The sequence below is a fragment of the Fictibacillus sp. 5RED26 genome (assembly GCF_015903895.1).
Lineage (GTDB): Bacteria > Bacillota > Bacilli > Bacillales > Fictibacillaceae > Fictibacillus > Fictibacillus phosphorivorans.
Map to the genome: position 1 here is coordinate 700,639 of NZ_JACZDU010000002.1, position 24,815 is coordinate 725,453.

A 24,815-nucleotide genomic window follows, 5' to 3' on the forward strand; every position below is an offset into this window, starting at 1 on the left:
TCCTTCTGAAAAAGAACGTATTCAAACCGTATATTTTTCCCATCCTATAAAATAGGAAGGTGAAAAATGATGGACTTATTAAAAGAGTTAACCGAAACAAATGGTGCTCCTGGTTTTGAAAAAGCGATTCGAGAGATCATGAAGCGCGAGATCAGCAAAACAGGTGCCACATTAATGAACGACCATATCGGTAGTGTATTCGGTGAAAAACACGGATCTACGAATGACGGTCCTAAAATACTTCTTGCAGGACACATGGACGAAGTCGGTTTCATGGTCAGTGAGGTCACAGAGCAAGGTTATCTGCGCTTCGTTCCATTAGGAGGCTGGTGGTCACAAGTTCTCCTCGCGCAGCGTGTCCATGTTCAGACGAAAAGTAAAACGTTCACAGGCGTCGTTGGATCAAAGGCACCTCATATCTTAACGGCAGACGAACGAAACCGGGTTTATCCGATGAAAGAGATGTTTATTGATATTGGTGCGAAGGATAAAGACCAGGTGAAGGAGTGGGGAATTAGAGTAGGTGATCCGATTCTTCCGATATGCCCCTTTGAACTGATGCCTGACGGTGACACCATTCTTGCTAAAGCACTCGACAATCGAGCAGGCTGTTATACAGCGCTTCAGGTTTTAGAACAACTTCAAAACGTCAAGCATCCAAACACCGTCTATTGTGGTGCGACCGTTCAAGAAGAAGTGGGGCTTAGAGGAGCAATAACTGCACCAGCCATTATGGAGCCAGATGTCGCGATCGCTCTTGATGTGGGCGTTGCAGAAGATGGTCCTGGTGGGAATGCGAACAAGGCGAAGCTCGGAAAAGGACCGCTTATTACCTTCCTCGATTCGTCGATGATTCCGCACACCGGTTTTCGTGATTTAATTATCGAGGTTGCAGAGAAACATAACATACCTTACCAAGTAGATGTGATGCTCGGCGGGGGAACTGATGCTGGAAAGTTCCATCTCTTCAAAAAGGGTATTCCAAGTCTTGTAGTTGGAGTTGCGGCTCGCTACATTCACAGCCATACATCCATGATCAGTAAAAGTGACTTAGAAAATAGCACAAAGCTTTTAGTAGAGCTAGTAAAGGTTATGGATAAAGAAAAACTTCATTCGCTTTTGGATTACTAAACACTACTCAAAAAAACCTCGTTGGATTTTATTCCGACGGGGTTTCTCACTTTATCGCAATATGTTACAGTGTTATAAAAAGTTTTACATCATTCTTTGCTAATCATCAAAAAACGTCTATTATATAGAGATGAGAGTATAAGTTGTTAAAGGAGATCAGTAATTTTTATGGACATCCTATTGTTGTTAAAAGCCCTTATTCTAGGGTTAGTTGAAGGTTTGACGGAGTTTGCTCCTGTTTCATCTACGGGACATATGATTCTTGTGGATGACATGTGGTTAAAATCACAAGACTTTTTAGGTAAATACCCAGCGAATACATTTAAAGTTGTGATTCAGCTTGGTTCGATTTTAGCGGTAGTCGTTGTTTTCAGACAACGATTCATCGATATGCTTGGACTTAGCAGAAACAAAGCAACAAATGAAATTACGGGGAGCCGTTTAAAATTAACGCAAGTCATCGTGGGTCTCTTACCTGCAGGTGTTCTTGGCTTGTTGTTTGAAGATTATATTGATGAGTACCTTTTCACGACGAACACTGTACTCATTGGACTCGCGATTGGTGCGTTTCTCATGATTTTTGCTGATCGATTTGCTGCTAAAAATCAAAATCCTGTTATTGACACAGTAGATAAGATTACGTACAAACAAGCTTTCTCTATTGGATTGATTCAGTGTTTGTCCCTGTGGCCAGGATTTTCACGCTCTGGTGCTACGATTTCAGGTGGTGTCCTTCTAGGGCTTAGTCACCGTGCTGCAGCTGATTTTACATTTATCATGGCCGTTCCGATCATGGCAGGTGCGAGTGGTATTTCCCTATTAAAGAACTTAGAGTATTTTAGTATGGATGCTATGCCGTTCTTTATTGTTGGATTTATCAGTGCGTTTGTATTCGCTATGTTATCGATCCGCTTCTTCTTAAACATTATCGAAAAAGTTAAGCTAACGCCATTTGCGATCTATCGTCTTGTGCTTGTAGCTGTTATCTTTTTTGTTATCATGTAATGAAAAAGAAACCCCACTTGGTTCAAACAAGTGGGGTTTCACTATTTTTTAATATTGTTCCATTCTGCTATACCAATCGTCGTATTCACGTTCTGCTTCTTCTCTTTTTCTTCCGTGCCTTTCTTGAATCTTTCCGATCATTTTTTCACGGTCACCTTGTGCTTGATCGTAATCATCATCTGTCAGGTTGCCCCATTGTTTCTTAGCTTCACCTTTCAACTGTTTCCATTTGCCTTCCATTGTATCGTTTTTCATATTGAATCATCCTCCTTTTAATATTTGTTGGAATATGAATCTTCATAACGATGTGCATTTGTTGAACGGTACGTACGGAATGTATCATTAACCTGTCTATGTCGACTTACTTCATTCGTATCAACGAGAACGAGAATGTCCCCAGCTTCAACAGATTGTTCGTATTCTTTCGCTTCATTTTCAGGAATTCCTAATCCTACAAGAGCTCCAACAATTCCTCCGGCGCCAGCGCCTACCGCTGCTCCACCGAGTGCCGCAGCAATGGGTCCTGCCGCTACAATCGGGCCGATCCCTGGAATAGCCAGTGCACCTGCACCTAGTAATAGCCCGCCAAGTCCACCAAGAATGCCACCAGTAGCCATCCCTGTCGCAGCACCTTCAGGAGCTTTTGATCCGGTTTCTTCATGAATATGTTTTACTTCTTTTTTGTCTTTTGCGATCACTGAAATCTCGTTGTCATTATAACCTTCTTCTCTCAGTTGTTTAATTGCATCGATCGCATCATCTTCTGAACGGAAAACACCAACTACTTTACCATGAGTATCCATCGATTTCCTCCTTTTTGTAGAAGATTAATACGTTGTTTGTGTTCCCACTGGTCATCAAGATGAAACATGAACTTGCAGGTTCGACAAAAGTATACATAGAATATAAAACACATCATTTGGAAACATTTAACAGTAAGACACGTATTGTACTTGTTTACAATTTATGGTTTGATGTCTATATAAAGGAAAAAAAGATTATTGATTGTGAATGGGGATTGAAATGGATATTTTTATCGGCAGACAACCGATCTTAGATAAAGATGAGAACGTTGTGGCTTATGAACTTTTATATAGAAACAGTGAGAACAATAGATATGATGGCTTGGATCATGACAGTGCTACGATAGATGTGATGGTGAACAGCTTTGCTGGAATCGGGATCAAAGAAGTTGGAGAACGCAAGAAATGTTTTATAAACTTTACGGAAAATCTGTTGTTAAATCGAATTCCTACTTATATTTCTCCTCAATATATCGTTGTTGAGATCTTAGAAGATGTTCGTCTAACGGACGAAGTACTTGAAGTCTGTAAAGAGTTGAAGAATAAAGGATATATTATTGCGCTGGATGATGTTTCAGTAAACCGCAACTTAGATAGAGTTCTGCCTTATATCGATATTATTAAAGTAGATTATTTAATCATGGACGTCGAAGAGATGAAGATTATGATCGAAACGTACCGCGAGCAGATTACATTTCTAGCTGAAAAGATCGAAACACGGGAGCAGTTTGAAGAAGCCAAAGTGCTAGGATTTGAGTATTTTCAAGGCTACTTCTTTAGCAGACCCGTTATATTACAAGGAAAGGATATCGCTCCTATTCCAACTAACTATCTTTTGTTATTAGAAAAGTTGAATGGTTCCGATCCAGACATTGATGAGATCAGCAGCTTGATCCAACGTGACCTCTCGCTTTCTTATAAGCTTTTGAAAGTGATGAATTCTGGTACCTACTTTTTTAAAAGTAAGATTACAACGATTAAACAGGCTGTCGTTCTAGTCGGTCTATATGAGATCAAAAAGCTCGTTATGATTTTGATGATGTCGAGTTTGAACAGAGTCGATAATGGATTAGAAATTGTAAAGATGAGTCTTACTCGGGCCTTCTTTTTTGAACGCATCGCAAAATCTGTAGGTGTATCTAAAAACCATCTCTACATGTTTGGTATGTTTTCTCTTATCGACACTCTGCTAAGTAAGAACATGAAAGATGTGATCGCAGACCTTCCGATAACGAACGAGCTGGCTGAAGCTCTTTTAGGGAATAGGGATTCCTATAACCTTGCATTAAAAATCGTACAAGGTTTGGAGAGAGGTTCATGGCTGGAAATTCAGTCGATTTGCCGCACGTTAAATTTGACAGAAGCGGAACTCTTTACGCATTACCGAGCAAGTACATTATCTGCTGATCAGTTTGTAAAGGCGGATACTGAAATAAAAGTTTAGCTTTATCGAACCTCAAGTGGGGTTCTTTTTTTATTATATAATCCTCAAAAAAAGTAAAGAGAGTCAGATTGGAGTAAAATACAAGGATACAAGGGAGGATGCACCTGATGAAATTAAGCATACTCGATCAATCACCAATCTCCTCTGGTAAAAGTGCGCAAGATGCTCTTCAAGCTTCAATGGATCTGGCAAAAGAGGGAGAAAAGCTCGGATATATTCGTTATTGGATCGCGGAACATCATAACTTTAGCGGCTTATCTTGTTCAGCGCCAGAAGTGATGTTGAGCTACATAGGGGCAAACACAGAAAAGATACGACTCGGCGCAGGAGCTGTGCTTTTACCGCATTATAAACCTTACAGAGTTGCGGAAACCTATAACATGCTTGCTACCCTTTTTCCAGATAGAATCGATCTAGGTATCGGCCGTGCACCTGGGGGGTCAGCAGAAGCGTCGATCGCTCTTTCGGACAATTATCTGGAGAATGTTCGAAAAGTTCCTGACTACACTAAACAACTGCTGCATTTTCTGCATAACGATTTTCCAAACTACGATATGTTCTCTAAGATTCAGGCCGCGCCAGTCCCTGAGATATCGCCCGTTCCATGGATTCTTGGAACAAGCCAAAAAAGTGCTGATTTAGCTGCAGAACTTGGAACAGCTTATGCGTTCGGTCATTTCATGAGTGATAAGCCAGGGCACGAAATTGTAGCATCCTACCAAAAGTCGTTTCAGCCAAAATCATTATTGAAAACAGCAAAAACCATTGTTGCGGTTTCTGTGATCTGCGCAGAAACAACGGAACGTGCTGAGGAACTCGCATTACCAGGAATTCTATGGAGAAAACAGAATGCTGCTGGCGAGGGATGTGGCGTTCCGACACTAGAAGAAGCTCAGAGCTATTTCTCAATAGAAGAACAGAAACAATTAATACTTGAGGCAAAAAGAAAAATAATGATAGGCACACCACAAGAGGTAAAGAAAGAACTACAGAGACTTCAAGAAATCTATCATACAGATGAAATAATGATTGTGACGATTACTCACTCTTATGAAGACCGCAAAAAGTCATATGAGTTGCTCGCTAAGCACGTGCTATCCACATAAAGGATAAGCAGGATTTTTTATTTAAGAAAGCAAACTTGTTATACTAGTAGCGAATTATTAAAATATAGTAGCTAATTTTTTGTTGCTTTAAATAAGGAGGACGTTACGATGTCCAATAAAAAAAGTTTAAGTGATGTGAAATGGTCAGTTCTTGACCTTGCACCGGTCGTTGAAGGCGGAACGGTAACGGAATCGTTTCAAAATACGTTAGATCTCGCTCAGCATGCTGAGAAATGGGGATACAACCGTTATTGGCTAGCTGAACATCATAACATGCCTGGAATCGCGAGCTCTGCTACTTCGGTCGTGATCGGACATGTGGCGGGTGGTACTTCAAAAATTCGTGTCGGTTCTGGCGGGATCATGCTTCCTAACCATGCCCCACTCGTGATTGCTGAACAATTCGGCACACTTGATGCACTTTATCCCGGAAGAATCGACCTCGGACTAGGCCGAGCTCCGGGAACTGATCAGGTAACCGCACAAGCGCTTCGCCGTGATCTAGGCAACATGGGTGATGATTTTCCGTATCAGTTAGATGAACTGCGAACGTATCTCGATCCAGAACGAGCAGAATCGCCGATGAAAGTTAGAGCAGTTCCTGGAGAAGGGCAAGATATTCCAATCTGGCTTTTAGGTTCAAGCGGATTTAGTGCACGATTGGCAGGTAGAGAAGGACTGCCGTTTGCATTTGCGAGTCATTTCTCCCCAGACAACACGATTCCTGCTCTAGAGTTATACCGTAATACATTCACACCATCAGAAGTACTTGAGAAACCGTATGCGATGGTTGGAGCAAACGTAGTAATCGCAGATACAGACGAGGAAGCAGCACGAATCGCTACTTCTCTTCAGCAGCAGTTCGTCAACTTAGTGCGTGGAAATCCAACGAAGCTGAAGCCCCCTGTTGAGAGCATGGATGGGATCTGGAGTCCGTATGAAAAAGCGGCACTCGACCAACAATTACGCACATCCTTTATCGGTAGTCCTGAAACGGTTAAAGCTAAGCTGCAAGCGTTCTTGGACGAAACACAGGCAGATGAAATTATTGTAAATGGTCAGATCTACGATCATGCTGCAAGATTGCGTTCTTTTGAGTTGTTATCAGAGATCGTAAAATAAGGTATGTGATGATCAGCGTACTCCTTAGGGGAGTGCGCTTTTTTTGGGTATTTGAGTTTCAAAACTTGTCGAAGTTTGTAGACTCGCAGATAACTTTTGGATTAAGCAGCAAAACTCGTGGATAAAACCGCAAAACTTTTGGATTGAAGGGCAGATCTTGTGGATAAAATTATAAAACTTCTGGATTGAACCCATCAAATGCCTCGGAGGGTATACAATGTGGCATACATCCTGCCCCGCAGAAAGCGAACAGTCTCTTCCAAAAGCCACACGAATTCTTGTCTAACGAAAAAGAACATTTGTTTGCATATTCAAAGGAGTTTTCCATCTCAATATCGAAATTAGTACCTGGAATAACAAACTTGGAGGTATTAAAGATGGGTAATTCGCTACAGCTTCAACAATTCAACTCTTGGGCTAATGAGAAGGTATTTGAGAAACTTAAAGAACTTCCAACCGAAATGTATAGAAAAGAGGTAGAAAGTGTTTTTCCTACGATTGCCGATGTTCTCGTACACATGTATCAAGTTGATTATGTATGGCTACAGGTACTAAAAGGGGAAACTTTCGAAGATATTTTTAACTCCTTAAAACAGCTACACGAAGAATTAAACTTGGCAGATCTACAAAACATGCACATGAAGTTTCAATCCATATCTGAAGACTACGAGAATTTCATCAAAGGAATAGGAGATTTATCCGCTGATATTACCGTTCATCATCCACATTTCGGAACACTACATTCAACCTATGCAGATCTTAATCAGCACATCGTGAATCACGGCACGTATCATCGCGGTCATCTATCGGCAATCGTCAATCAGCTCGGCTATAAAGGAGCATCGATCGATTATATTTTTTATCTTTATTCACTACAAGAAAACAAGCAAACTTCATAAGAAAGATAAAGAAGGCATATCTAAAGAGATATGTCTTTTTTGTTACGTTTAAATAGATCTCTGTAAAAGTTACAGCAGAGTGATTGACAAGCTGCTTGTCCACCATGTAATCTAAGTTTGGAAATAGATAGTTCAATGATTGAACAGTTAAAAAAATGAACCACCAGGAGGTTACCATGTCACAACTATCCATTAAAGAACTTGTTGATCGTTATATCGATCTCACATTTGCCGTTCATAAAAAAGGGGAGTCCCTCGTAAAAGAACAGCTGCAGAGTGAACTTTCTAATGATCAATTTTATACATTGAAGTACATTTACAAGACTGAGAACTGCACGTCAACCGAGCTAGCTAAAGTTTTTGATGTGAAAAAAAGTGCCATTACAGCTGTGATCACAAAATTGTGGGATCAAGATTTGATCGAGAGAACCAGAGATCAAAATGATCGCCGCGTCGTTTATCTCACATTAACGGAAACGGGACTCGAGCTTTACAAAAAAACAGAAGAGCGAATCTACAACTTGGTAGAATCCATCATTACTCAGTTTGAGGAGCAGGAAATCAAGCAGTTTATTGAAACGTACGAAAAGATCAATAACATCTTAACAACACTTCAGGAAAAATAATAGGCAGGGGGAGAAATCGTGCGGTTTATTTTAAAACAAAAATGGCTTGTGCTTGTAGCATGGATCGCTGTCGTTGCCGTTCTTATGTTATCTGCACCTAATATGGCAGAGCTGGTACGAGAAAAAGGACAAGTCGATGTACCGGATGGCTATTCGTCATCATTGGCTTCAGACCTTATGAGCGAAGTTCAGGAACAAGAAGGCGGTGGAGATGAGTCTACCGTAGCCCTTGTCTTTACAGATGAAAAGGGACTTAGTGCCACAGATCAAAAAGAAGTTGAGCGTGCGATTCGTCAACTTGAAAAGAACAAAGAAGAACTAGGAATCACAGAGATTCTGACTCACTTTAATGAAAAAAGTCTGGAGAAGCAGTTAGTCTCAAAAGATGGAAACTCCATCTTAACGTCCATAAAAGTAGCTTGGAATGACCGGGAGCCAAGTGAAGTGAATGAGGCTCTATATAAAACGATCGAAGACAACAAAGTTGATCACTATTACACAAGTAACTGGATGATCAACGAAGATCTTGTAAAGAGTTCTGAAGAAGGTCTTAAGAAAACAGAGGGAATTACGGTTGTTTTCATTCTAGGCGTGTTGCTTTTAGTATTCAGATCGGTTGTTGCACCACTTATTCCATTGCTAACCGTTGGTGTGACGTATCTTGCTTCACAATCAATCGTGGCGATGTTAGTCGATTCGTTCGACTTTCCAATTTCCAATTATACGCAGATCTTTTTAGTCGCTGTACTGTTTGGAATTGGGACAGATTATTGCATTCTTTTGCTAAGTCGATATAAAGAGGAATTAACACTCACAGAAAGTAAAACAGAAGCGATCATCGCAACGTATCGTCAGGCTGGACGTACTGTTTTCTTTAGTGGATTGGCGGTCATGATTGGATTTGCTGCGATCGGTTTTTCACAGTTCATTCTCTATCAATCAGCAGCAGCCGTCGCGGTTGGTGTAGGTATACTTTTAGTCGCTCTATTCACTATTGTTCCTTTCTTCATGATGGTCTTGGGGCAGAAAATCTTTTGGCCATCTAAGAAAAAAGCGGAGCATGGCGAAAGCAAGCTCTGGGCAGTTGCAGGGAACTTTTCGTTAAAGCGTCCGTTATTGTCACTCATACTCGTTGCGGTCATTTGCGTACCTTTTCTTGTAACATACGATGGAAAGCTATCGTTTAACTCATTAGAAGAAATTTCCGGGGATGTTTCATCGATTCAAGCATTTAATGTAATTGAAGAAAGCTTTGGAGCGGGAGAATCGATGCCAACAAACATCGTTATTAAAAATGATGAAAGTATGGACTCGACTTCATACATGGAGCTTGCTGAAAAGATCAGTCAGGAACTAGAAAAGGTTAATCATGTTGATGCGGTAAGGTCTGTTTCCAGGCCGACAGGCGAACCGGTTGAAGAATTCTTCGTCTACAAGCAGGCAGAGAGCTTAGGCGATGGCCTTGGTGATGGAAAAGAAGGGATCAATAAAATCAGCAGCGGACTTATGGAAGCGAGCGGAGAGTTATCAAAATCTGAGCCGCAGCTGACTGGTGCGACTGACGGCATTCAGCAGCTTATCGACGGCACGAGTGCTACTCAATCGGGTTTAAACGAGATTCAAAAGAATCTGGTGAAGATAGAAGATGGAATTCGAAAAGGAACGATAGGAGCAGCTGACGCAAAAAAGGGATTACAACAGATAAAATCTAAACAACAAGAGCTGTTGGCTGGTTATCAAAAGATTCAGCAGGGTTATGAACAAGCGGGATCAAATCTATCAACGATCCAATCAAACTACGTAAAACTAGGGCAAGGTTTAGGAAGCTTGAATACTGCTTTAGCCTCGATTACAGAACAAGATTTTCAAGCTTTGGAAGATCGTTATGAAATTCCAGAAAACGATGCAGAGTATCAGAAAATAAAGAACACAGTGAAAGCAACTCAAAACCAATTGCCTGTTATCAAAGGTCAACTAGACCAATTAAACGGTGGATTGAGTCAAGTTTCATCAGGTGTTCAACAAGCTAATGGGAAATTTAAAGAGGTTAATGGTTACCAGCAAAGCATTATTGGTGGACTTCAGCAAGTGATCGATGGTACAGATCAACTTCAGTCCGGTCTCGGGCAGTTAGCTAACGGTCAAGGTCAGATCGTTGATAATGTGCCTAAGTTAACAAACGGCTTAAGCGGTATCAATAGCGGCCAACAAGAACTTCTAAAAGGATTTGAAGAACTTGGTGGTCAGTTTAGTCAGTTAACGACTGGTTTAGATCAGAGTGCTGACGGATTGAATCAAGTGTCAGATGGTCTTGGTTCTGCGCAGGATTATTTGAACAACCTAGCCGAAACAAAGGATAAGAGTGCTTTTTATATGCCAGAAGAGGTCCTTGAAAGCGAGGATTTTGAACAGGCACTTGATGCTTATCTATCAGAAGATCGCAAAACGATGACGATGGATGTAGTGTTTGGAATCAACCCTTATTCTAACGAGTCAATTGATGAAGTAGGCGAGATAAAAGAAGCGATCAATCGAGTGACAAAAGGAACGGAGCTAGAAAACGCAAAAGTGGCAGTTGGGGGAATCACGAGTTCAAACGCTGACTTGCAGACTGTTTCTAGCAATGATTTCTCAAGAACCGTTCTGCTCATGCTAGTAGGAATCTCGATCATTCTCGTATTCTTGTTCCGTTCTTTAATAATGCCTGTCTACTTGATCGGTTCACTCATTTTAACGTATTACACGTCAATGGGGATCAATGAATTCATCTATGTGAATCTTTTAGGATATACAGGTATCAGCTGGGCTGTTCCGTTCTTTGGATTCGTAATCCTTGTGGCGCTCGGGGTTGATTATAGCATCTTCTTAATGGATCGATTTAATGAATATAAAGATCTTACGGTTGCAGATGCGATGCTTCTCGCTATGAAAAAGATGGGGACGGTTATCATTTCCGCCGTTATCATATTAGGTGGAACGTTTGCTGCGATGATGCCTTCTGGAATGCTTTCATTATTGCAGATCGCGTCCATCATCTTAGTAGGGTTGCTTCTATATGCATTTGTCGTGTTGCCGTTACTCATCCCAGTTTTAGTTAAGAACTTTGGTGAAGCAAACTGGTGGCCATATAAACGAAGTTAAGCAATAAAAAAGATGGTTTTAAAGTGCTCTAAGACTAGACACTTTAAACCATCTTTTTTTGTTTTCTATCTAATGTGGTTGCTTTGAAAGTATTTGATTTCCGTTACAGATGCTCGCTTTCCGCGGGGCAGGCGGTGAACCACATTCGTACGTTTCCGTATAAGTGTCTCACCTGCCCGCCAAATCAGACAATTATTCAGAAGTCTTACTTTCTTTTTGAATACTTTGCTTCAATTCCTCGATGTATTTCTTTTTAGCTTTTTCATCCTCTAGATTGCCAGGCTTCTTTTGTTGCAGATATTTTTGGAGAGCGTTGTTGATTTCTTCTGTTGTGGCATTCTCAGGAATCTCTCCCTTATCTTTGAGCATCTGAATGATTCTTTCGTCATTCGCGATCATGGCAGTCACCTCGTTTTGTTCTGCAGATTTAGAATCAGAGGAATCTTTTGGATCAGTTTCTGCCTTTTTTTCTTCTGATTCCTTTGTGTTTTTCCCAGGAAGATTATCGTTTTCTTGTGAACTGCAACTCATAAGCAAGATCAGTGTAAAAACCGTTAAGAATACGCGTACGAACTTTTTCATCTTTATACCCTCCTTATTAACAGTTTACCCTAGGAAAATAAAACCCAACTGCATGTACACAGTTGGGTTTCTGAATAATGTTTATTTCTTGCGAGAGATCTTAATCTTCGCTACAGAATTATCTTTACTCTTTCCTTCAACTGAGAACTTTAGTCCGTATTGTGGAACGTTACGTCCTGCGTCTAGAAGTCCAGGGTTAGAGTAGTCATCTTTATCATTGAATACGGAGTTTGGATGGATCGCGTTATCTGTAAGCGATGTTCCATTGATTGCTTTGTAATCTAAGAACATCGGTTTACCTTTATCTGTGTTGAACGCAGCATCATGGATCAAGTAGCGAGTTGAAGCTACTTTACCATCGCTCCATTTAAGCGTTTCTTGGTTGGCATCAACTACGCCTAAGAAACCATCTCCAGGGTGGATGCCTGTCCAGTTGTCAGAATAGCTGTTATCCACGTACCAAACAACAAGTCCGCCATCATAAGACATCAAGCTTTTACCGCGAGCGATGTGCCCAAGCCCTTTATCAACACCTTGGTGATTTCTCCATTCTAATAAGTAGTAATGATCAGAAAAGAATTTTCCTTGGTTCTTCGTGAAGCCTTCTTGCTTAAATGTAGACGTTCCTTCAGCATTATCAAACAATACTTCAGTTCCATCAACGTTTACAGAAATGTCATCTACAAAGAATCCAGGCATTGTTGCAGCTACATCTGTCCAATAGTTGAACTTCAGGTCGATCTTCTTGCCAGCATAAGCTGATAGATTGAACGCTCCGTTTACCCATTCACCATTCGTGCTTCCTGTAATACCGTGGCCAGGGTTTTGTTCATTTGGATTCGTATCTGTTGTCAGGTTTCCTTTAACAGTTACCCAATCCGTTGCTCCTTCTTCTTTCACTTGAATAGAAGCATAATCCCAATCTGTTTCAATGTCATACCAAGTTTTAAAGTTTAGTGAAGCTGTTGAAGCTTTTGTAAGATCAAGAGAGGTAACTAATGAGTTATCCAGGTCATCTCCGCTGCCACTGAAATATTGATTTTCCCCGCTATACGGCTTGTTAACCACGGTTTCTTTTTGTGGAAGGTCAACGCGAACGGCATCATTGTTCGTACCTTTCGTGTTTGCCTGATCGAGAAGTACTTCAATACCTTTACGATCGATCTCTTCGTAAACGAACGTTTCTCCACTTAACCAGTTACCACCGATATACGCTTGTAAGAACTCTTTAGACCAAGCACTGAAACCAGTTGGCTCCGTACCTGGAACTTTACCAGCCCAGCTTCCGCTAGACATGATCGACCAGTAAGCAACAGGCTCACCTTGGCCAGTGTACTGTGTATCATACTCATCTGGAAGCTCAAGGTCATGACCATATTCATGAGAGAATACACCAGCAGCTCCATCAGCAGGTTGAACCGTATAATCGTAAGCTCCCATCATACCGTTCCAATAATCAACTTCAGACTCTGAGCCTGCGATTGGGAAAGGTGAACCAAGGTTCCAACGGTGGCTCCAGATTGCATCACCTGCAAGTGCACCTCCGCCAGCTTCTTCACCAACGCTTGAGTGAACAATCATAAGGTGGTCTACTAAACCATCAGCTTCACGCGTATTGCCATCTCCATCTAGGTCGTAGCGATCTTCTTGGTCATAGTCTCCTAGGTTAATGTTCGGATCTTTTGCCGCCGCTTCTAATGCTTCTTTTACTAGAGAACGAGCGTCTTTGTCGTTACCGTCTGGAGTAGGTACGTTACCTCCATAATAAGCAGCTGGATGTTTCGCTTTATACCAACCTCCAACACTACCTGTTACAGAGTAACTTCCACCAGATTGTTGTTCATAATATTGCTTCATGGAGATTAATTTTTCCCCATTCGGCCCTTTATATCCTTTATTTCCAAAGACTAAGTCTTCATAGTGTTTCTTAGGATATTCTTCATAAAACATATCTGTTTCGTCTGCTTTAATGTTCGTAGCAGGGTAGTCTGGAAACTCTATCATAAGAACAAGAACGTTATCTACACGCTTTTGTCCTTTCCACTTTTCTTCTTTTACATTTTTGATCTTATCTTCTTTTCTACCATCTTTTTTAAGGCCATCTTTTTTATGCTTACTTCTAATTTCTTTACGTTTTTCACTATGTTCATCTTCTAAAGCACCTTCAGAGAATTTAGAAGCGTTCTCTTGTTTTTTGTGTAAAAATTGCTGTAATTTTTTCTGTGCATCTGCTTCAGATGCATTTTTACTGATTTCACCTTGTTTCTTCAGCATTTCGATCAATTTTTCATCGTTAGCGACGCCTAAATCAAAAGGACCGCCTCCATGCTTATGTCCTTTGTGATCTTCGTGTTGATGTGTTGCTTGTAAATCGGATGATACATTCGCTGGTGCAGCACTAACACCTGAAAAAGCAGAGCAGCTTAACATAGTAGCAAGTGCAGCAGATACCCATTTCCCTTTTTTCACCAAGATTCCCCCTAAAATCGTAGTAGTTACCGAAAACCGACATATATTGTCGGATAATTCCGTGTATTCAAAATGTTACCATGATAACGCAACTACTAGAATAGGAGATAACTCCCGTGTTTTTTTATATAGAATAGGGAGTATTTACTATTTAAAGAACTATTTTCAAACACTTTTAATTTGAAAAAATGGTGAAGAATGTTTTATTTTAGGAGTTTTCATATAGTTCTTTAGACATAAAAAACAACTCTCGTTTAAAGAGCTGTTTTTTTTTTAGCTTTTATAAACGTTTAGAGTAAATCGTTTAACTGCCGTTCCATTCTTTTGAAATGAAAATAAAAGATTAAATAGATGAAGCTGTAGATGATAAGAAAGCACAGGAAGCATATTATGAGTGGAGAAGGCTCAACAGGCACCCATTTTGCAAGTATGACAATGGGGAAGAAGAATGCGACTGAAGTTATAAAGTGAATACTAGTTTGTTTAAGGGTACTCCATTTTTCAATATCAAAAATCACCGATGCAGTTGAAAAGTAGATTCCGACCAGTAGTGAACCTGTGAAATTCAGCCAAAGTTCTTTTATAGTTATCTCAATTTCGAATAGCATGTAACTAGTTAAAGCAACAAAAAATATCACCGCACCAAAACTCAATCCGATTAAAAGCTTGTTTAAAAAACAATTATTCACAATCATTCATTAGTACCTCCGTTTAATAGTTTTTCTTTTAGTGCTTTAACATATTTTTTACTTACATATTCTCGGTGTCCAGAATGAAAGTACACACACAAATTTCCGTTAAACGATAACTCAAAACGTTTAATCTGATTTACGTTTCCTACTACTGATTTAGAGAAGCGTGCAAAATAGTGATTCCTCAAATGACTTTGGATCATAGTGAGATTCATGCTTACTTCATAGTGTGATTGTTTCGTTCTTGCATAAGTTCTTCTGTCTTCAGAATAAAAATAATCAATTTCTGATGGTTGTAAAATAAACGTTTGATCTTCTTTCGTCCCAAAAATTTTTATGTGGCTTGTTTTGGTGTTCTTAAGGCAAAGGAGAATCCTCTCTAACTCAGAAGTCATTTCATTTGTTTGAATCGTAATGGCAGTTTGTTCATACTTTGGATCAATATCAATCTTAATTTCCAAATAACATCACCTCAAAAAAAGTATCGCATAATCCAAATCGCAAGTACCATAATTTGGTATAAGAAGACTAGAATGACGGTTGAAAGATATATTTTTTTTACATAAATGTTTATTTCATTTAGCGAAGGGTAAATAAATGGGTGGACCATCAAAGTATAAACTCAAAGAGATTTTTGGAAATGAAAGGTTGGTCATTTACTTTGTCTATTCATCTAAATGCAACACTTAAAAATAAATCGGTTAAAAACTTTGAAGAAGCAACAGAGAATATTCTTCATTTTATGAGTAAACTTATCAACATTAATACGTTGTTTATTGCTAAGAACGACAAAGAAGTAAATGAAATAAAAAAAGCGATTAATAAAAACACAGTATTGATTCAAGAAGGTACATCAATGCCCTTTCAAGAAACGTTTTGTAAAGTGAGTGTAGATAAAGGCAATGATATTCTTTTAATCGAAGATATTACGGAAAATGAACGGACGAAGCATCTGAATGTGACGGCAGATCTAGGTGGTGGAAGCTTTATAGCAATACCGATCTATTATGAAGATGGTGAAAATTACGGAACCATCTGTGGTTTAGATACTGAAACCTTTGAGTTTACAGATCAGCACATCGAGCTTTTCCAGACGATGTCATCCTTATTGACGTACGTGTTAGAACTGGACAAGGCAAATAAAGAGATAAAAGAACTTTCAGTGCCGATCGTTCCTTTAACAAAAGGTGTTGCAATCCTTCCAATCATTGGTCATATCAATGAATATCGAGCAGAAATCATCATTCAAAGCACACTAGAAAGCAGCATGAGCTTAGAACTTGAGTATATGATCGTTGATCTTTCAGGAGTGAGCAGAATCAATAATTCGGTTAGTGAATATCTGTTAAATATTGTAAAGTTGTTGAGGTTAATAGGTGTTACTCCGATTCTAACGGGATTCAGACCTGATCTCGCAATGACAACTTTACATGTTGATGTAGATTTTAAAGGAATTATGATCACGAACAATTTAGAGAGTGCACTCTCGCAGATCGGATTTAGCCTAAATAAAACTAAAAGTAATCATTTAAGATCACAGTCTGTTATGTGATCTTTTCTTTTAAGTAAATGTTTCTTTATCTTTATTGTCCGTTTCAGATCCTTACTTTTCCGGAGGTGAGGTGAGCTTACCCTAAGTAGGGGGTAGCTAAGAAGTTTCTCACACTACAGTCCACTTAGAAGTCATTAAAGAAAACAGTAGTCATAATATTCATTTTTTTATATAATTAAAATAATATAAACTTATCAGTCGTTTTTATGTATTCACCAATCGGAGGGGAAAGTATGAAGTCATTTGAAGAAAAATTGGATCAATACGCTGAATTAGTGATAAAGGTTGGATTAGGTTTAAAAGAGGGACAAAGGTTGCTCATTAGTTCGCCAATTGAGACGGCAGAATTTACGCGTAAGGTAACGAAGCATGCATACGAGAATGGTTGTAAACGAGTGATGGTGGATTGGACAGATACACAAACAAGCCGCATTCATCTCACTCTTGCAGCAGAAGAGGTTCTTCAAAATGATCTACCTTCATGGGAAATTGATAAATATAACAGCCTTGTGGAAAATCATGATTGTTTTTTGATGATCACGGGGAATGATCCAAATGCTTATAAAGGCGTTCCTTCTGAGCGAATGATGTTCGTTCAAAAAAATCGCGGTGAGAAACTTCAAGCTTTCTCAGCAGGTCAATTAAGAGGAGATATGCACTGGGCGATTGCTGGTGCACCTACAGTTGGCTGGGCTAAGAGCGTATTCCCAGACAAAAATGATGAAGAAGCGGTAGATGCATTATGGGAAGCGATCTTCAAAACCGTTCGAGTCGATCAGGATAATCCTGTAGCAGCATGGGACGATCATGTGAAAACGTTGACAGAGAAAGTAAACTACTTAAACGAACAGCAGTTCAAAACGCTTCATTATAAATCAGAAGGTACGGATTTAAGCATCGATCTTCATCCAGATCACACGTGGATTGGTGGAGGTCACCATTCAACGTTCGGAACGTATTATATCCCGAACTTGCCAACGGAAGAAGTGTTCACGACACCGAGAAAATATGGTGTAAACGGTAAAGTATCAAGCTCAAAACCACTTTCCGCGATGGGGAACATCATTGATAACTTCAGCTTAACGTTTAAAGATGGTAAGGTGATTGATTTCACGGCTGAGGAAGGGTATGACACATTGAAACAGCTACTTAGCATCGATGATGGAATGAGGTACTTAGGTGAGGTTGCATTAGTTCCTCACGATTCACCGATCTCAAACTCAGGTATCACATTTAATAACACATTGTATGATGAAAATGCTTCATGCCATCTAGCGATCGGAACATCAATCACGATGTCAGTGAAGGATGCAGGAAATCTTTCACCAGAACAGATGGAAGAAAAAGAGATCAACTTCAGCCGCGGCCACACTGATTTTATGATCGGTTCTGCAGATCTTGAAATTGAAGCTGAATATGAGGATGGTAAACGTATTCCGTTATTTAAGAATGGAAACTGGGCGATATAAAGATTAAAAGACTCCACGCTGTTGGGGTCTTTTTTTATTGTTGCTTTCCAATATCCGGAAGACTTGAAGGGTGTTGATTTCCGTTCCAGGTTGCACGCTTTCCACGGGGCGATCGGTGAGCCTCCTGCCGCTTTGCGCCGTTAGGAGTCTCCACCTGACCGCTCGTCCCGTAGGAGTCGGCAACCTTGCACTCCAATCAACTTGCATAAGAAGTAAAAAGAAAACAATTATTAGCATCAGTCTTGAATAAATCCGCTCTCTTTTATACATTAGTTATTTTCCTTTTTTTTGTACCTAATGGAAGCTAAGAAACTAACAGGAGTTGAAGGTACGAGCTATCTATTTTTAAAAAAGAGAATAGGACAAACCTCTTCATGGAAAAATAACGAAAATGAAGGAGGTTTGTTTATGAAGAAGATAGTCGCGCTTTTTGCGGCGTTTACGATTGTACTTAGCGGCTGCGGCAACTCTAATAATATGAAGGAAAGCGAAGCGGCTCCAAAGAACATGAGTAACGAAACGCGAAATAGCCCAAGGTTAGAACAGATTAATTCGCCACAGAAAAAACAAGTCGATATCTCAAAAGCTGAAACGGATCATGGTAAAACGAAGATTGAGACTTTAGGATTCTTAGAGCCGATCGAAGCGAAACAATCAATAAAAGATGTACAAGAATCGGTAAACGATCTAACTTACGTAGCGTTTTTTAGTTATCAAGTAAATAAAGATGGATCACTTAAGCCGATTAAGGATTATGCGGCGCTTCAAGAAGTGAAGAAATCTAAAGCCATGCCGATGATGGTGTTAACAAACTTTATAGACGGAAACTTTTCACCTGAGATCGCACATAACATCTTCACAGATAAAACCGCTTCAAAAACGCTGATTGGGAGTGTTATCAGCACGATGAAGCAAAAAGGGTATAAAGCACTGAATATTGATTTTGAACATATTAAAGAAAAAGATCGAGAGCTATATAACGGTTTTCTAGAAACGATCATCCCACAAGTTCAAAAAGAAGGATTTAAAGTATCAACTGCATTAGCTCCAAAGACAAGTGATGAACAAAAAGGACCGTGGCATGGAGCACATGACTATAAACGTCATGGAGAGCTAGCTGACTTTGTTGTTCTTATGACCTATGAGTGGGGCTGGTCTGGTGGACCTCCAATGGCTGTTGCGCCTGTAAAGCAAGTAGAGAAAGTAGTGAAGTATGCAACATCGGTCATTCCTTCAGAAAAAATTGTGATGGGCGCACCGCTATACGGATATGATTGGACACTTCCATATAAAAAAGGAAATAAATTTGCTAAACGCGTCGCGCCTGCTGAAGCACATGATTTGGCATTAAAAGAAGATGCGACTGTAAAATACGATAACGAGTCTCAAGCACCGTTTTTTAATTACAAAGATGATAGCGGCAAAGAGCACGTTGTTTGGTTTGAGAACGAACAAAGTGCTGAAGCAAAGAATCAACTCGTGAAGAAATATAAATTAAGAGGGCTTGGTTATTGGGTATTAGGAGAACCATTCCCTGAAAACTGGACGCTACTAAGAGATCAATTTGAGATTGCTCATAAATAAGACAAAAAGGATTAAGCATTTTCAGTGCTTAATCCTTTTTCCTGTTTAAGTTTGAGTTATAGAGCAGCGGACAAACATTTTTCGACGACTACACCTCTGCGATCTGGAAAAACTGTTTCAAAGTGGTACTGAGGAAACAGTGCTGACAGTTGTTCTGTGATACCTGCTGCTTTTTGATGAGGCGTAAAACAGACGATGGATGGTCCCGATCCACTTATAGCTGCACCATAAGCACCGAGCTCGATTGCTTTTTCCTTAAGTTCAGCATACAGGGGAACCCATTTCGAACGAAACGGTTCATGAAACAAATCGCGGTTCATCATATCGGCTGCTTTCTTCCAGTCGTTCTTCATCAATGCTGCAACAAGAACATTGCTGATCGCACTTCCTTCAACCGCCTTGTTGAAGGGAAGAAGGTTTGGCAGAGAGCCTCTAGACTGTTTCGTATGAAGAACTCCATCTGGAATGGCAACGATCATCTCAACTGCAACATCTGGTACATGGACCGTTTCTACCACTTGTCCATTGTAAAAGCTGATCGTAAGTCCTCCAAAGATGGCGGGTATCACATTATCAGGATGTTCTTCTAGTGAACTTGCAAGTAGTGATTTTGATTCTTTAGAAAGTTCAAGGTTTAAAAGGATGTTTGCGAGTTCGATGCCTGCCACGATCGCTGATGCAGAACTTCCCATTCCTTTTGATGTTGGAAACGTACTAACCACATCTAGCTGACACGGAGGCAGTTTTTTTCTAAAAGAATCTGCTGTGAAATGTGCAGCATGCATGATTAAGTTATTCTCATCTTTATTGAATGCTTGAAGTTCTTCGCCGTGAAATGTTGTTTTTCTCGGAGCGAACGGCTGAACGTGAACCGTTAAGTATCTATTTAGCGCAAGCCCGACAGAATCAAAGCCGGGACCAAGATTGGCTGTACTTGCTGGAACATGAATAGAAAAAGGTTCTGCTTTCATTTATACAACACATCCTTTTAGCTGTTGACGTAGTAGATCAAAATCATTCGGAATTAGGATTGGTTCTTGTTGCACTGTTTTTAGCGCGATGTCAGGGTCTTTAAGACCATTGCCGGTTAGGATGGCCACAACCGAAGCGCCTTTTGGAAGCAAACCTTGTTTGTGTTGTTTATACAATCCAGCAATCGTACTGCAAGAAGCAGGTTCAGCGAAAACACCTTCTTTGGATGCAAGCATCTGATAAGCTTCTAAGATTTCTTCATCTGTAACAGCATCAATGACCCCACCTGATTCTTCTAATGCAGATGAAGCTAACTTCCAGCTCGCAGGATTCCCGATTCGGATGGCAGTTGCAATCGTTTCAGGATTCTTTACCACAGAGCCGTTTACGATAGGAGCTGCACCGGCTGCTTGAAATCCATGAATACGGGGGAGTCCAGAGGATCTCACTGCATCATACTCTTTGAATCCTTTCCAATAAGCACTGATGTTACCAGCGTTTCCAACGGGTATTGCTAGGATGTCAGGAGCTCCGTCTAGCGCATCAACCAATTCGAAAGCTGCTGTTTTCTGTCCTTCCAGACGATATGGATTTACAGAGTTAACAAGAGTGAAATCTTCTTCATCACTCATTTTTTGTACCATCTGAAGAGCTTCGTCAAAATTTCCTTCTATAGCAAAGATCTCTGCTCCATACATTTTTGCTTGAGCCAATTTTCCTTGAGCGATCTTACCGTCAGGAATGACAACGATACATCTGAGGCCAGCTCTTGCGCCATAAGCCGCAGCTGCAGCAGATGTATTTCCTGTAGATGCACAGATGATCGCTCTGCTGCCTTCTTCTTTCGCTTTTGCCACAGCCATCACCATGCCTCTGTCTTTAAAAGAGCCTGTCGGATTCGCTCCTTCGTACTTCGCATAAAGGGTGATACCCCATTCCTTAGATAGATGTGTCAGGGGAATGAGTGGAGTATGCCCTTCGTTTAAAGATAGAAGGGGAGTAGACTCATTGACCGGCAAATATTCTTTATATTGATGTAAAAGTCCTTTCCAATGCATGTTAAGCTCCCTCCACACGATAGTGACTTTTGATTTCTTGTACCATTTCAGAGTCACGAAGCAGGTTGTATACGTGACTATCTTGTTGCTTGTTCGTTCCGTGTGTAACGATCACAACTTCTGCTACTCCTTTGTGATCAACAGGGCTCTGAATTAATTTTTCAAGTGAGATGTCATGCAGTGCAAACAGAGAAGTGATCGAAGAGAAGGCACCTGCCTCATCTTTCACGTACAACCGGTAAAAGAATTTTCCGTCGATCTCGCTCGGCTGTTTTAACTGTTTATCAAACTGCGGTGCAACAACGCTTTTACCATTAACACCAAGTCGCATGTTTTTCACCACGGCAACTAAATCAGAAACCACTGACGTAGCAGTTGGAAGCTGCCCGGCACCTGGTCCGAAGAACATGGTTTCTCCTACAGATTCACCGTAAACATAGACCGCGTTATATTCATTTTGAACACTTGCTAGCGGATGTGAGTCAGGCAGAAGAGTGGGCTCAACACTGATCTCCACTTTTCCGTTATCCTTTTTTGCGTTTCCGATCAGTTTCAGCGTATAACCGAACTGGCGTGCATATTCAAGATCTTCTTGTGTAACTTTTGAAATACCTGAAACAGTTACATCATCCAAGTGGATGTGCATGGAGAATCCGAGTGTTGAGAGAATCGCCATTTTTCTCGCGGCATCGATACCTTCAACATCAGATGTAGGATCTGCTTCTGCATATCCAAGATCTTGAGCTTCTTTTAATACTTCTTCATAGTTGCGCTGTTGTTTATCCATTTTTGTAAGAATGTAGTTCGTTGTTCCGTTGACGATTCCCATCATCTTTGTAATTTTGTCTGAAGCTAACCCATCGACGAGTGAACGAATAATAGGGATGCCTCCTGCAACACTTGCTTCATAGAATAGATCGCATTCATTCTCATGAGCTACTTGTAAAAGCTCTGCACCGTATAAGGCCATCAGATCTTTGTTTGCCGTAATCACATGCTTTTTGTTTTGAAGAGCAAGTGTGATGTATTCTCGCGCTAGTTCAATGCCACCCATCACTTCTATTACAACCTGAATATTTGGATTTTGGATGACGTCCTCAGGATGCTGTGTTAACCATTCATTGTTAATGGAGACTAGGCGTTCTTTATCTACATTCTGAACGAGTATCTTCTCAATAAAAACAGGGCATCCAACTCGGTGCTGCAATTCTTCTCGATTTCCTTCAATCATTCTAACAACACCGCTGCCGACAGTTCCTAAACCTAAAAGTCCTACTGAAACGTGAGTAACCATTTTATCCGCCCCTTTGTTTTTATGGAAAGTACACATGTATGTTTGATATGGACATTTTACATGGTGTTGGAACATCATACAACAGGATTTTTTGTAAAGATTTAGATAGCGCTTACATTAACGAGGTCTATTTAGTCTTTTTTTATAGAGTAATAGGATAATCTCCGATATGATAGGAACAGGACTGTAAAAAAGGGGAGCGCTTCTTATGGCTTATGAGTTAGAAGAAACGGTTAAGGACACACTGAATTGTTTAGAAGAGAATATCTTTTATATAGATCAAGACTTGCACATTTCTTGGATGAATCATAGCAGCAAGAATTTAATAGAAATGATGAAGACTTACCTTAAAATAGAATCTTCCGAAGACATTCTTGGCTTACCTATTAGAAGTTTTCATAAAAGCTCTTTTCAAGAAGAGTTGTTGAAAAAAGGTGAGTTTCCGATCGATATGCAGATTGTTCTCTTTAATAAGTTTGTTGCAAGATTGATCGTGAAAGAACTAATCTTGCAGAATGAGAAAAGGGGCTATCTGTTAACGTGGAAAGATATAACAGAGCGTGAACAAGAAAAGGAAAAAACAAAAGAACTTCTTAATGAACTAGCGACGCCTATTCTTCAAACAATCGCAGACCATACGCTGTTAGTGCCGCTGATTGGAGAGCTAACACTCGAAAGACTTGAGACGTTGACTACGAAACTATTAAAAGAATGCTTAAACAATGAAGCGGATTATGTCATCTTAGACTTTTCAGGTGTAACAACCATCACAGATCCTGAGCTGGGGCATGAGATTCAAAAGCTTACAGATGCGATTAAGTTGATGGGAGCAGATGTATTGTACTGCGGTTTTCCAAAAGAAATGGTTAAAAATATGGTTTCTCTTGGTGTACATACGAATCAACGTTCATTTGTATCATTTCGAAATGCTATTCGTTATGTTGTTTCAGAACTTCAAAAATAAAGAAGCAGCCGTTTAGTGCGGCTGCTTTGTCTTTTTAATATTTTTAATCGCCTCTTTATAGGAAAGTGGACTTAACTCCTCTGTATGAACGAACTCCCATACCCAATCGGCGTCAGTGTAGGCATATTCTCTCAACGCCCATCCAATGCCTTTCCGGATAAAGAAATCTTGATCGTACTTTGTATCCTTAATAATTTGTGCTAGGAGCTCTTTATCGGTCTTGTCTTTGTACCCGAGTTGAAATAGAATGGCCGATCGCATAAGCCAGATGTTTTTTGATGCGATCCAACGTTCCGTAACGTGTTCAATCTCTTCTGGAAACTTCATCAAATAATAGCCTGCGATATGTTTAGCGATATGATCAACCGTATCCCACCAGCTTTTATTCACGATGGTATATTCGATCCATTCTATATCCTCTTTTGTCATCTGCTTCTTTAATTTTTCTATTATTGTAAACGTGGCATACTGCATTTCGCGTTCTGGCCGAGACCAAGCTTTTTTAATCAATGATGGTAGTTTTTCTTTTGAAGGCAATCCATACTCCTTTAAAAATTCCTTCATACTTTGTTTCAAAATGGGAGAACGAATTCCGAAAAATTCGAACTGATCACGCATATATTTTTTCATGGGTTCTGCATCTTCTTTATTCCCTTGTCTGTTTAAATACTGCCACAATTTTTCTTCATACATGGGATTTCACTCCTTTTAACAAAATTATACAAAATATTGTTAACTAACTGAAACTTTTTTCTGTAACTCTCGTAAATATCTATATAAAACCAATATTGGAAATTAATTATTGTCGACAAAATTTTACAATCTTTTTTGTTTCACTTTGTTAAGGTTATATCAAATTCGACAAAAGGGCGTGGTCATTTATAGCTTTGCAATAAAAAGTA

22 protein-coding genes are annotated in these 24,815 nt (G+C 39.9%); 12 read left to right on the forward strand and 10 right to left on the reverse strand.

Features of this window, described 5'->3' with window-relative positions; translation table 11 throughout:
* The first annotated feature begins 69 nt into the window (after positions 1 to 69).
* Positions 70 to 1,131, forward strand: coding sequence for a M42 family metallopeptidase (locus IHV10_RS11725; protein ID WP_197129994.1), 1,062 nt, complete (start codon positions 70 to 72; stop codon positions 1,129 to 1,131).
* Between the two features lie 168 nt (positions 1,132 to 1,299).
* Entirely contained in the window at positions 1,300 to 2,136 is an 837-nt protein-coding gene (locus IHV10_RS11730) for an undecaprenyl-diphosphate phosphatase (RefSeq protein ID WP_144698131.1), read from the forward strand.
* A gap of 48 nt (positions 2,137 to 2,184) precedes the next feature.
* On the opposite strand, the gene IHV10_RS11735 is transcribed toward IHV10_RS11730, so the two are convergent.
* Positions 2,185 to 2,391, reverse strand: coding sequence for a CsbD family protein (locus tag IHV10_RS11735; RefSeq protein WP_066397538.1), 207 nt, complete (start codon positions 2,389 to 2,391; stop codon positions 2,185 to 2,187).
* A gap of 17 nt (positions 2,392 to 2,408) precedes the next feature.
* The gene (locus IHV10_RS11740; protein WP_197129390.1) at positions 2,409 to 2,939 is read right to left on the reverse strand and encodes a general stress protein; all 531 of its coding nucleotides are present in this window, start codon (positions 2,937 to 2,939) and stop codon (positions 2,409 to 2,411) included.
* A 220-nt stretch (positions 2,940 to 3,159) separates the two neighbouring features.
* Here IHV10_RS11740 and IHV10_RS11745 point away from each other — a divergent pair, with 220 nt between their 5' ends.
* The 6 genes from IHV10_RS11745 to IHV10_RS11770 all read left to right on the forward strand — a co-directional run bounded on the left by IHV10_RS11745 (position 3,160) and on the right by IHV10_RS11770 (position 11,277).
* Positions 3,160 to 4,383 carry an EAL and HDOD domain-containing protein gene (locus IHV10_RS11745; RefSeq protein ID WP_197129393.1) on the forward strand — a complete coding sequence of 408 codons (1,224 nt, stop codon included), beginning with the start codon at positions 3,160 to 3,162 and terminating at the stop codon, positions 4,381 to 4,383.
* 107 nt (positions 4,384 to 4,490) lie between these two features.
* Complete coding sequence (locus IHV10_RS11750; protein WP_197129396.1) at positions 4,491 to 5,489, forward strand: LLM class flavin-dependent oxidoreductase; 999 nt, start codon at positions 4,491 to 4,493, stop codon at positions 5,487 to 5,489.
* 108 nt (positions 5,490 to 5,597) lie between these two features.
* On the forward strand, positions 5,598 to 6,611 hold the full coding sequence (locus IHV10_RS11755) for an LLM class flavin-dependent oxidoreductase (RefSeq protein ID WP_197129400.1): 1,014 nt from the start codon (positions 5,598 to 5,600) through the stop codon (positions 6,609 to 6,611).
* A gap of 377 nt (positions 6,612 to 6,988) precedes the next feature.
* Positions 6,989 to 7,510, forward strand: coding sequence for a DinB family protein (locus IHV10_RS11760; RefSeq protein WP_197129403.1), 522 nt, complete (start codon positions 6,989 to 6,991; stop codon positions 7,508 to 7,510).
* A gap of 176 nt (positions 7,511 to 7,686) precedes the next feature.
* Positions 7,687 to 8,136 carry a MarR family winged helix-turn-helix transcriptional regulator gene (locus tag IHV10_RS11765; RefSeq protein ID WP_197129405.1) on the forward strand — a complete coding sequence of 150 codons (450 nt, stop codon included), beginning with the start codon at positions 7,687 to 7,689 and terminating at the stop codon, positions 8,134 to 8,136.
* Positions 8,137 to 8,154: 18 nt separating this feature from the next.
* Complete coding sequence (locus IHV10_RS11770; RefSeq protein ID WP_197129408.1) at positions 8,155 to 11,277, forward strand: MMPL family transporter; 3,123 nt, start codon at positions 8,155 to 8,157, stop codon at positions 11,275 to 11,277.
* A gap of 192 nt (positions 11,278 to 11,469) precedes the next feature.
* On the opposite strand, the gene IHV10_RS11775 is transcribed toward IHV10_RS11770, so the two are convergent.
* The 4 genes from IHV10_RS11775 to IHV10_RS11790 form a co-directional block, all read right to left on the reverse strand.
* A complete protein-coding gene (locus tag IHV10_RS11775; protein ID WP_197129411.1) occupies positions 11,470 to 11,859 on the reverse strand; it encodes a hypothetical protein in 390 nt (129 codons plus the stop codon).
* An 81-nt stretch (positions 11,860 to 11,940) separates the two neighbouring features.
* Positions 11,941 to 14,328, reverse strand: coding sequence for an immune inhibitor A domain-containing protein (locus IHV10_RS11780; RefSeq protein WP_197129415.1), 2,388 nt, complete (start codon positions 14,326 to 14,328; stop codon positions 11,941 to 11,943).
* Positions 14,329 to 14,618: 290 nt separating this feature from the next.
* Positions 14,619 to 15,023, reverse strand: a complete 405-nt coding sequence (locus IHV10_RS11785) for a DUF3021 domain-containing protein (protein ID WP_197129432.1) — start codon at positions 15,021 to 15,023, stop codon at positions 14,619 to 14,621.
* A complete protein-coding gene (locus tag IHV10_RS11790) occupies positions 15,020 to 15,481 on the reverse strand; it encodes a LytTR family DNA-binding domain-containing protein (RefSeq protein ID WP_197129435.1) in 462 nt (153 codons plus the stop codon). The genes IHV10_RS11785 and IHV10_RS11790 overlap by 4 nt, the downstream gene beginning before the upstream one ends.
* Positions 15,482 to 15,660: 179 nt before the next feature.
* Here IHV10_RS11790 and IHV10_RS11795 point away from each other — a divergent pair, with 179 nt between their 5' ends.
* From IHV10_RS11795 to IHV10_RS11805, 3 genes are all read left to right on the forward strand, one after another.
* Positions 15,661 to 16,572, forward strand: a complete 912-nt coding sequence (locus IHV10_RS11795; RefSeq protein WP_197129438.1) for a GAF domain-containing protein — start codon at positions 15,661 to 15,663, stop codon at positions 16,570 to 16,572.
* A gap of 233 nt (positions 16,573 to 16,805) precedes the next feature.
* Entirely contained in the window at positions 16,806 to 18,041 is a 1,236-nt protein-coding gene (locus IHV10_RS11800) for an aminopeptidase (protein WP_197129441.1), read from the forward strand.
* Positions 18,042 to 18,449: 408 nt separating this feature from the next.
* Entirely contained in the window at positions 18,450 to 19,625 is a 1,176-nt protein-coding gene (locus IHV10_RS11805) for a glycosyl hydrolase family 18 protein (RefSeq protein WP_197129444.1), read from the forward strand.
* A gap of 56 nt (positions 19,626 to 19,681) precedes the next feature.
* Here IHV10_RS11805 and thrB read toward each other — a convergent pair whose 3' ends face one another.
* From thrB to IHV10_RS11820, 3 genes are read right to left on the reverse strand one after another with little or no spacing between them, the layout of a single operon-like run.
* Positions 19,682 to 20,596, reverse strand: a complete 915-nt coding sequence (gene thrB / locus IHV10_RS11810) for a homoserine kinase (RefSeq protein ID WP_197129447.1) — start codon at positions 20,594 to 20,596, stop codon at positions 19,682 to 19,684.
* The gene (gene thrC, locus IHV10_RS11815; RefSeq protein WP_197129450.1) at positions 20,597 to 21,655 is read right to left on the reverse strand and encodes a threonine synthase; all 1,059 of its coding nucleotides are present in this window, start codon (positions 21,653 to 21,655) and stop codon (positions 20,597 to 20,599) included.
* A 1-nt stretch (position 21,656) separates the two neighbouring features.
* The gene (locus IHV10_RS11820; protein ID WP_197129453.1) at positions 21,657 to 22,949 is read right to left on the reverse strand and encodes a homoserine dehydrogenase; all 1,293 of its coding nucleotides are present in this window, start codon (positions 22,947 to 22,949) and stop codon (positions 21,657 to 21,659) included.
* A gap of 208 nt (positions 22,950 to 23,157) precedes the next feature.
* Between IHV10_RS11820 and IHV10_RS11825 the strand changes: the two genes are divergently transcribed.
* Complete coding sequence (locus IHV10_RS11825) at positions 23,158 to 23,913, forward strand: STAS domain-containing protein (protein ID WP_197129456.1); 756 nt, start codon at positions 23,158 to 23,160, stop codon at positions 23,911 to 23,913.
* Positions 23,914 to 23,925: 12 nt separating this feature from the next.
* Here IHV10_RS11825 and IHV10_RS11830 read toward each other — a convergent pair whose 3' ends face one another.
* Complete coding sequence (locus IHV10_RS11830) at positions 23,926 to 24,606, reverse strand: DNA alkylation repair protein (protein ID WP_197129459.1); 681 nt, start codon at positions 24,604 to 24,606, stop codon at positions 23,926 to 23,928.
* Between the last annotated feature and the right edge of the window lie 209 nt (positions 24,607 to 24,815).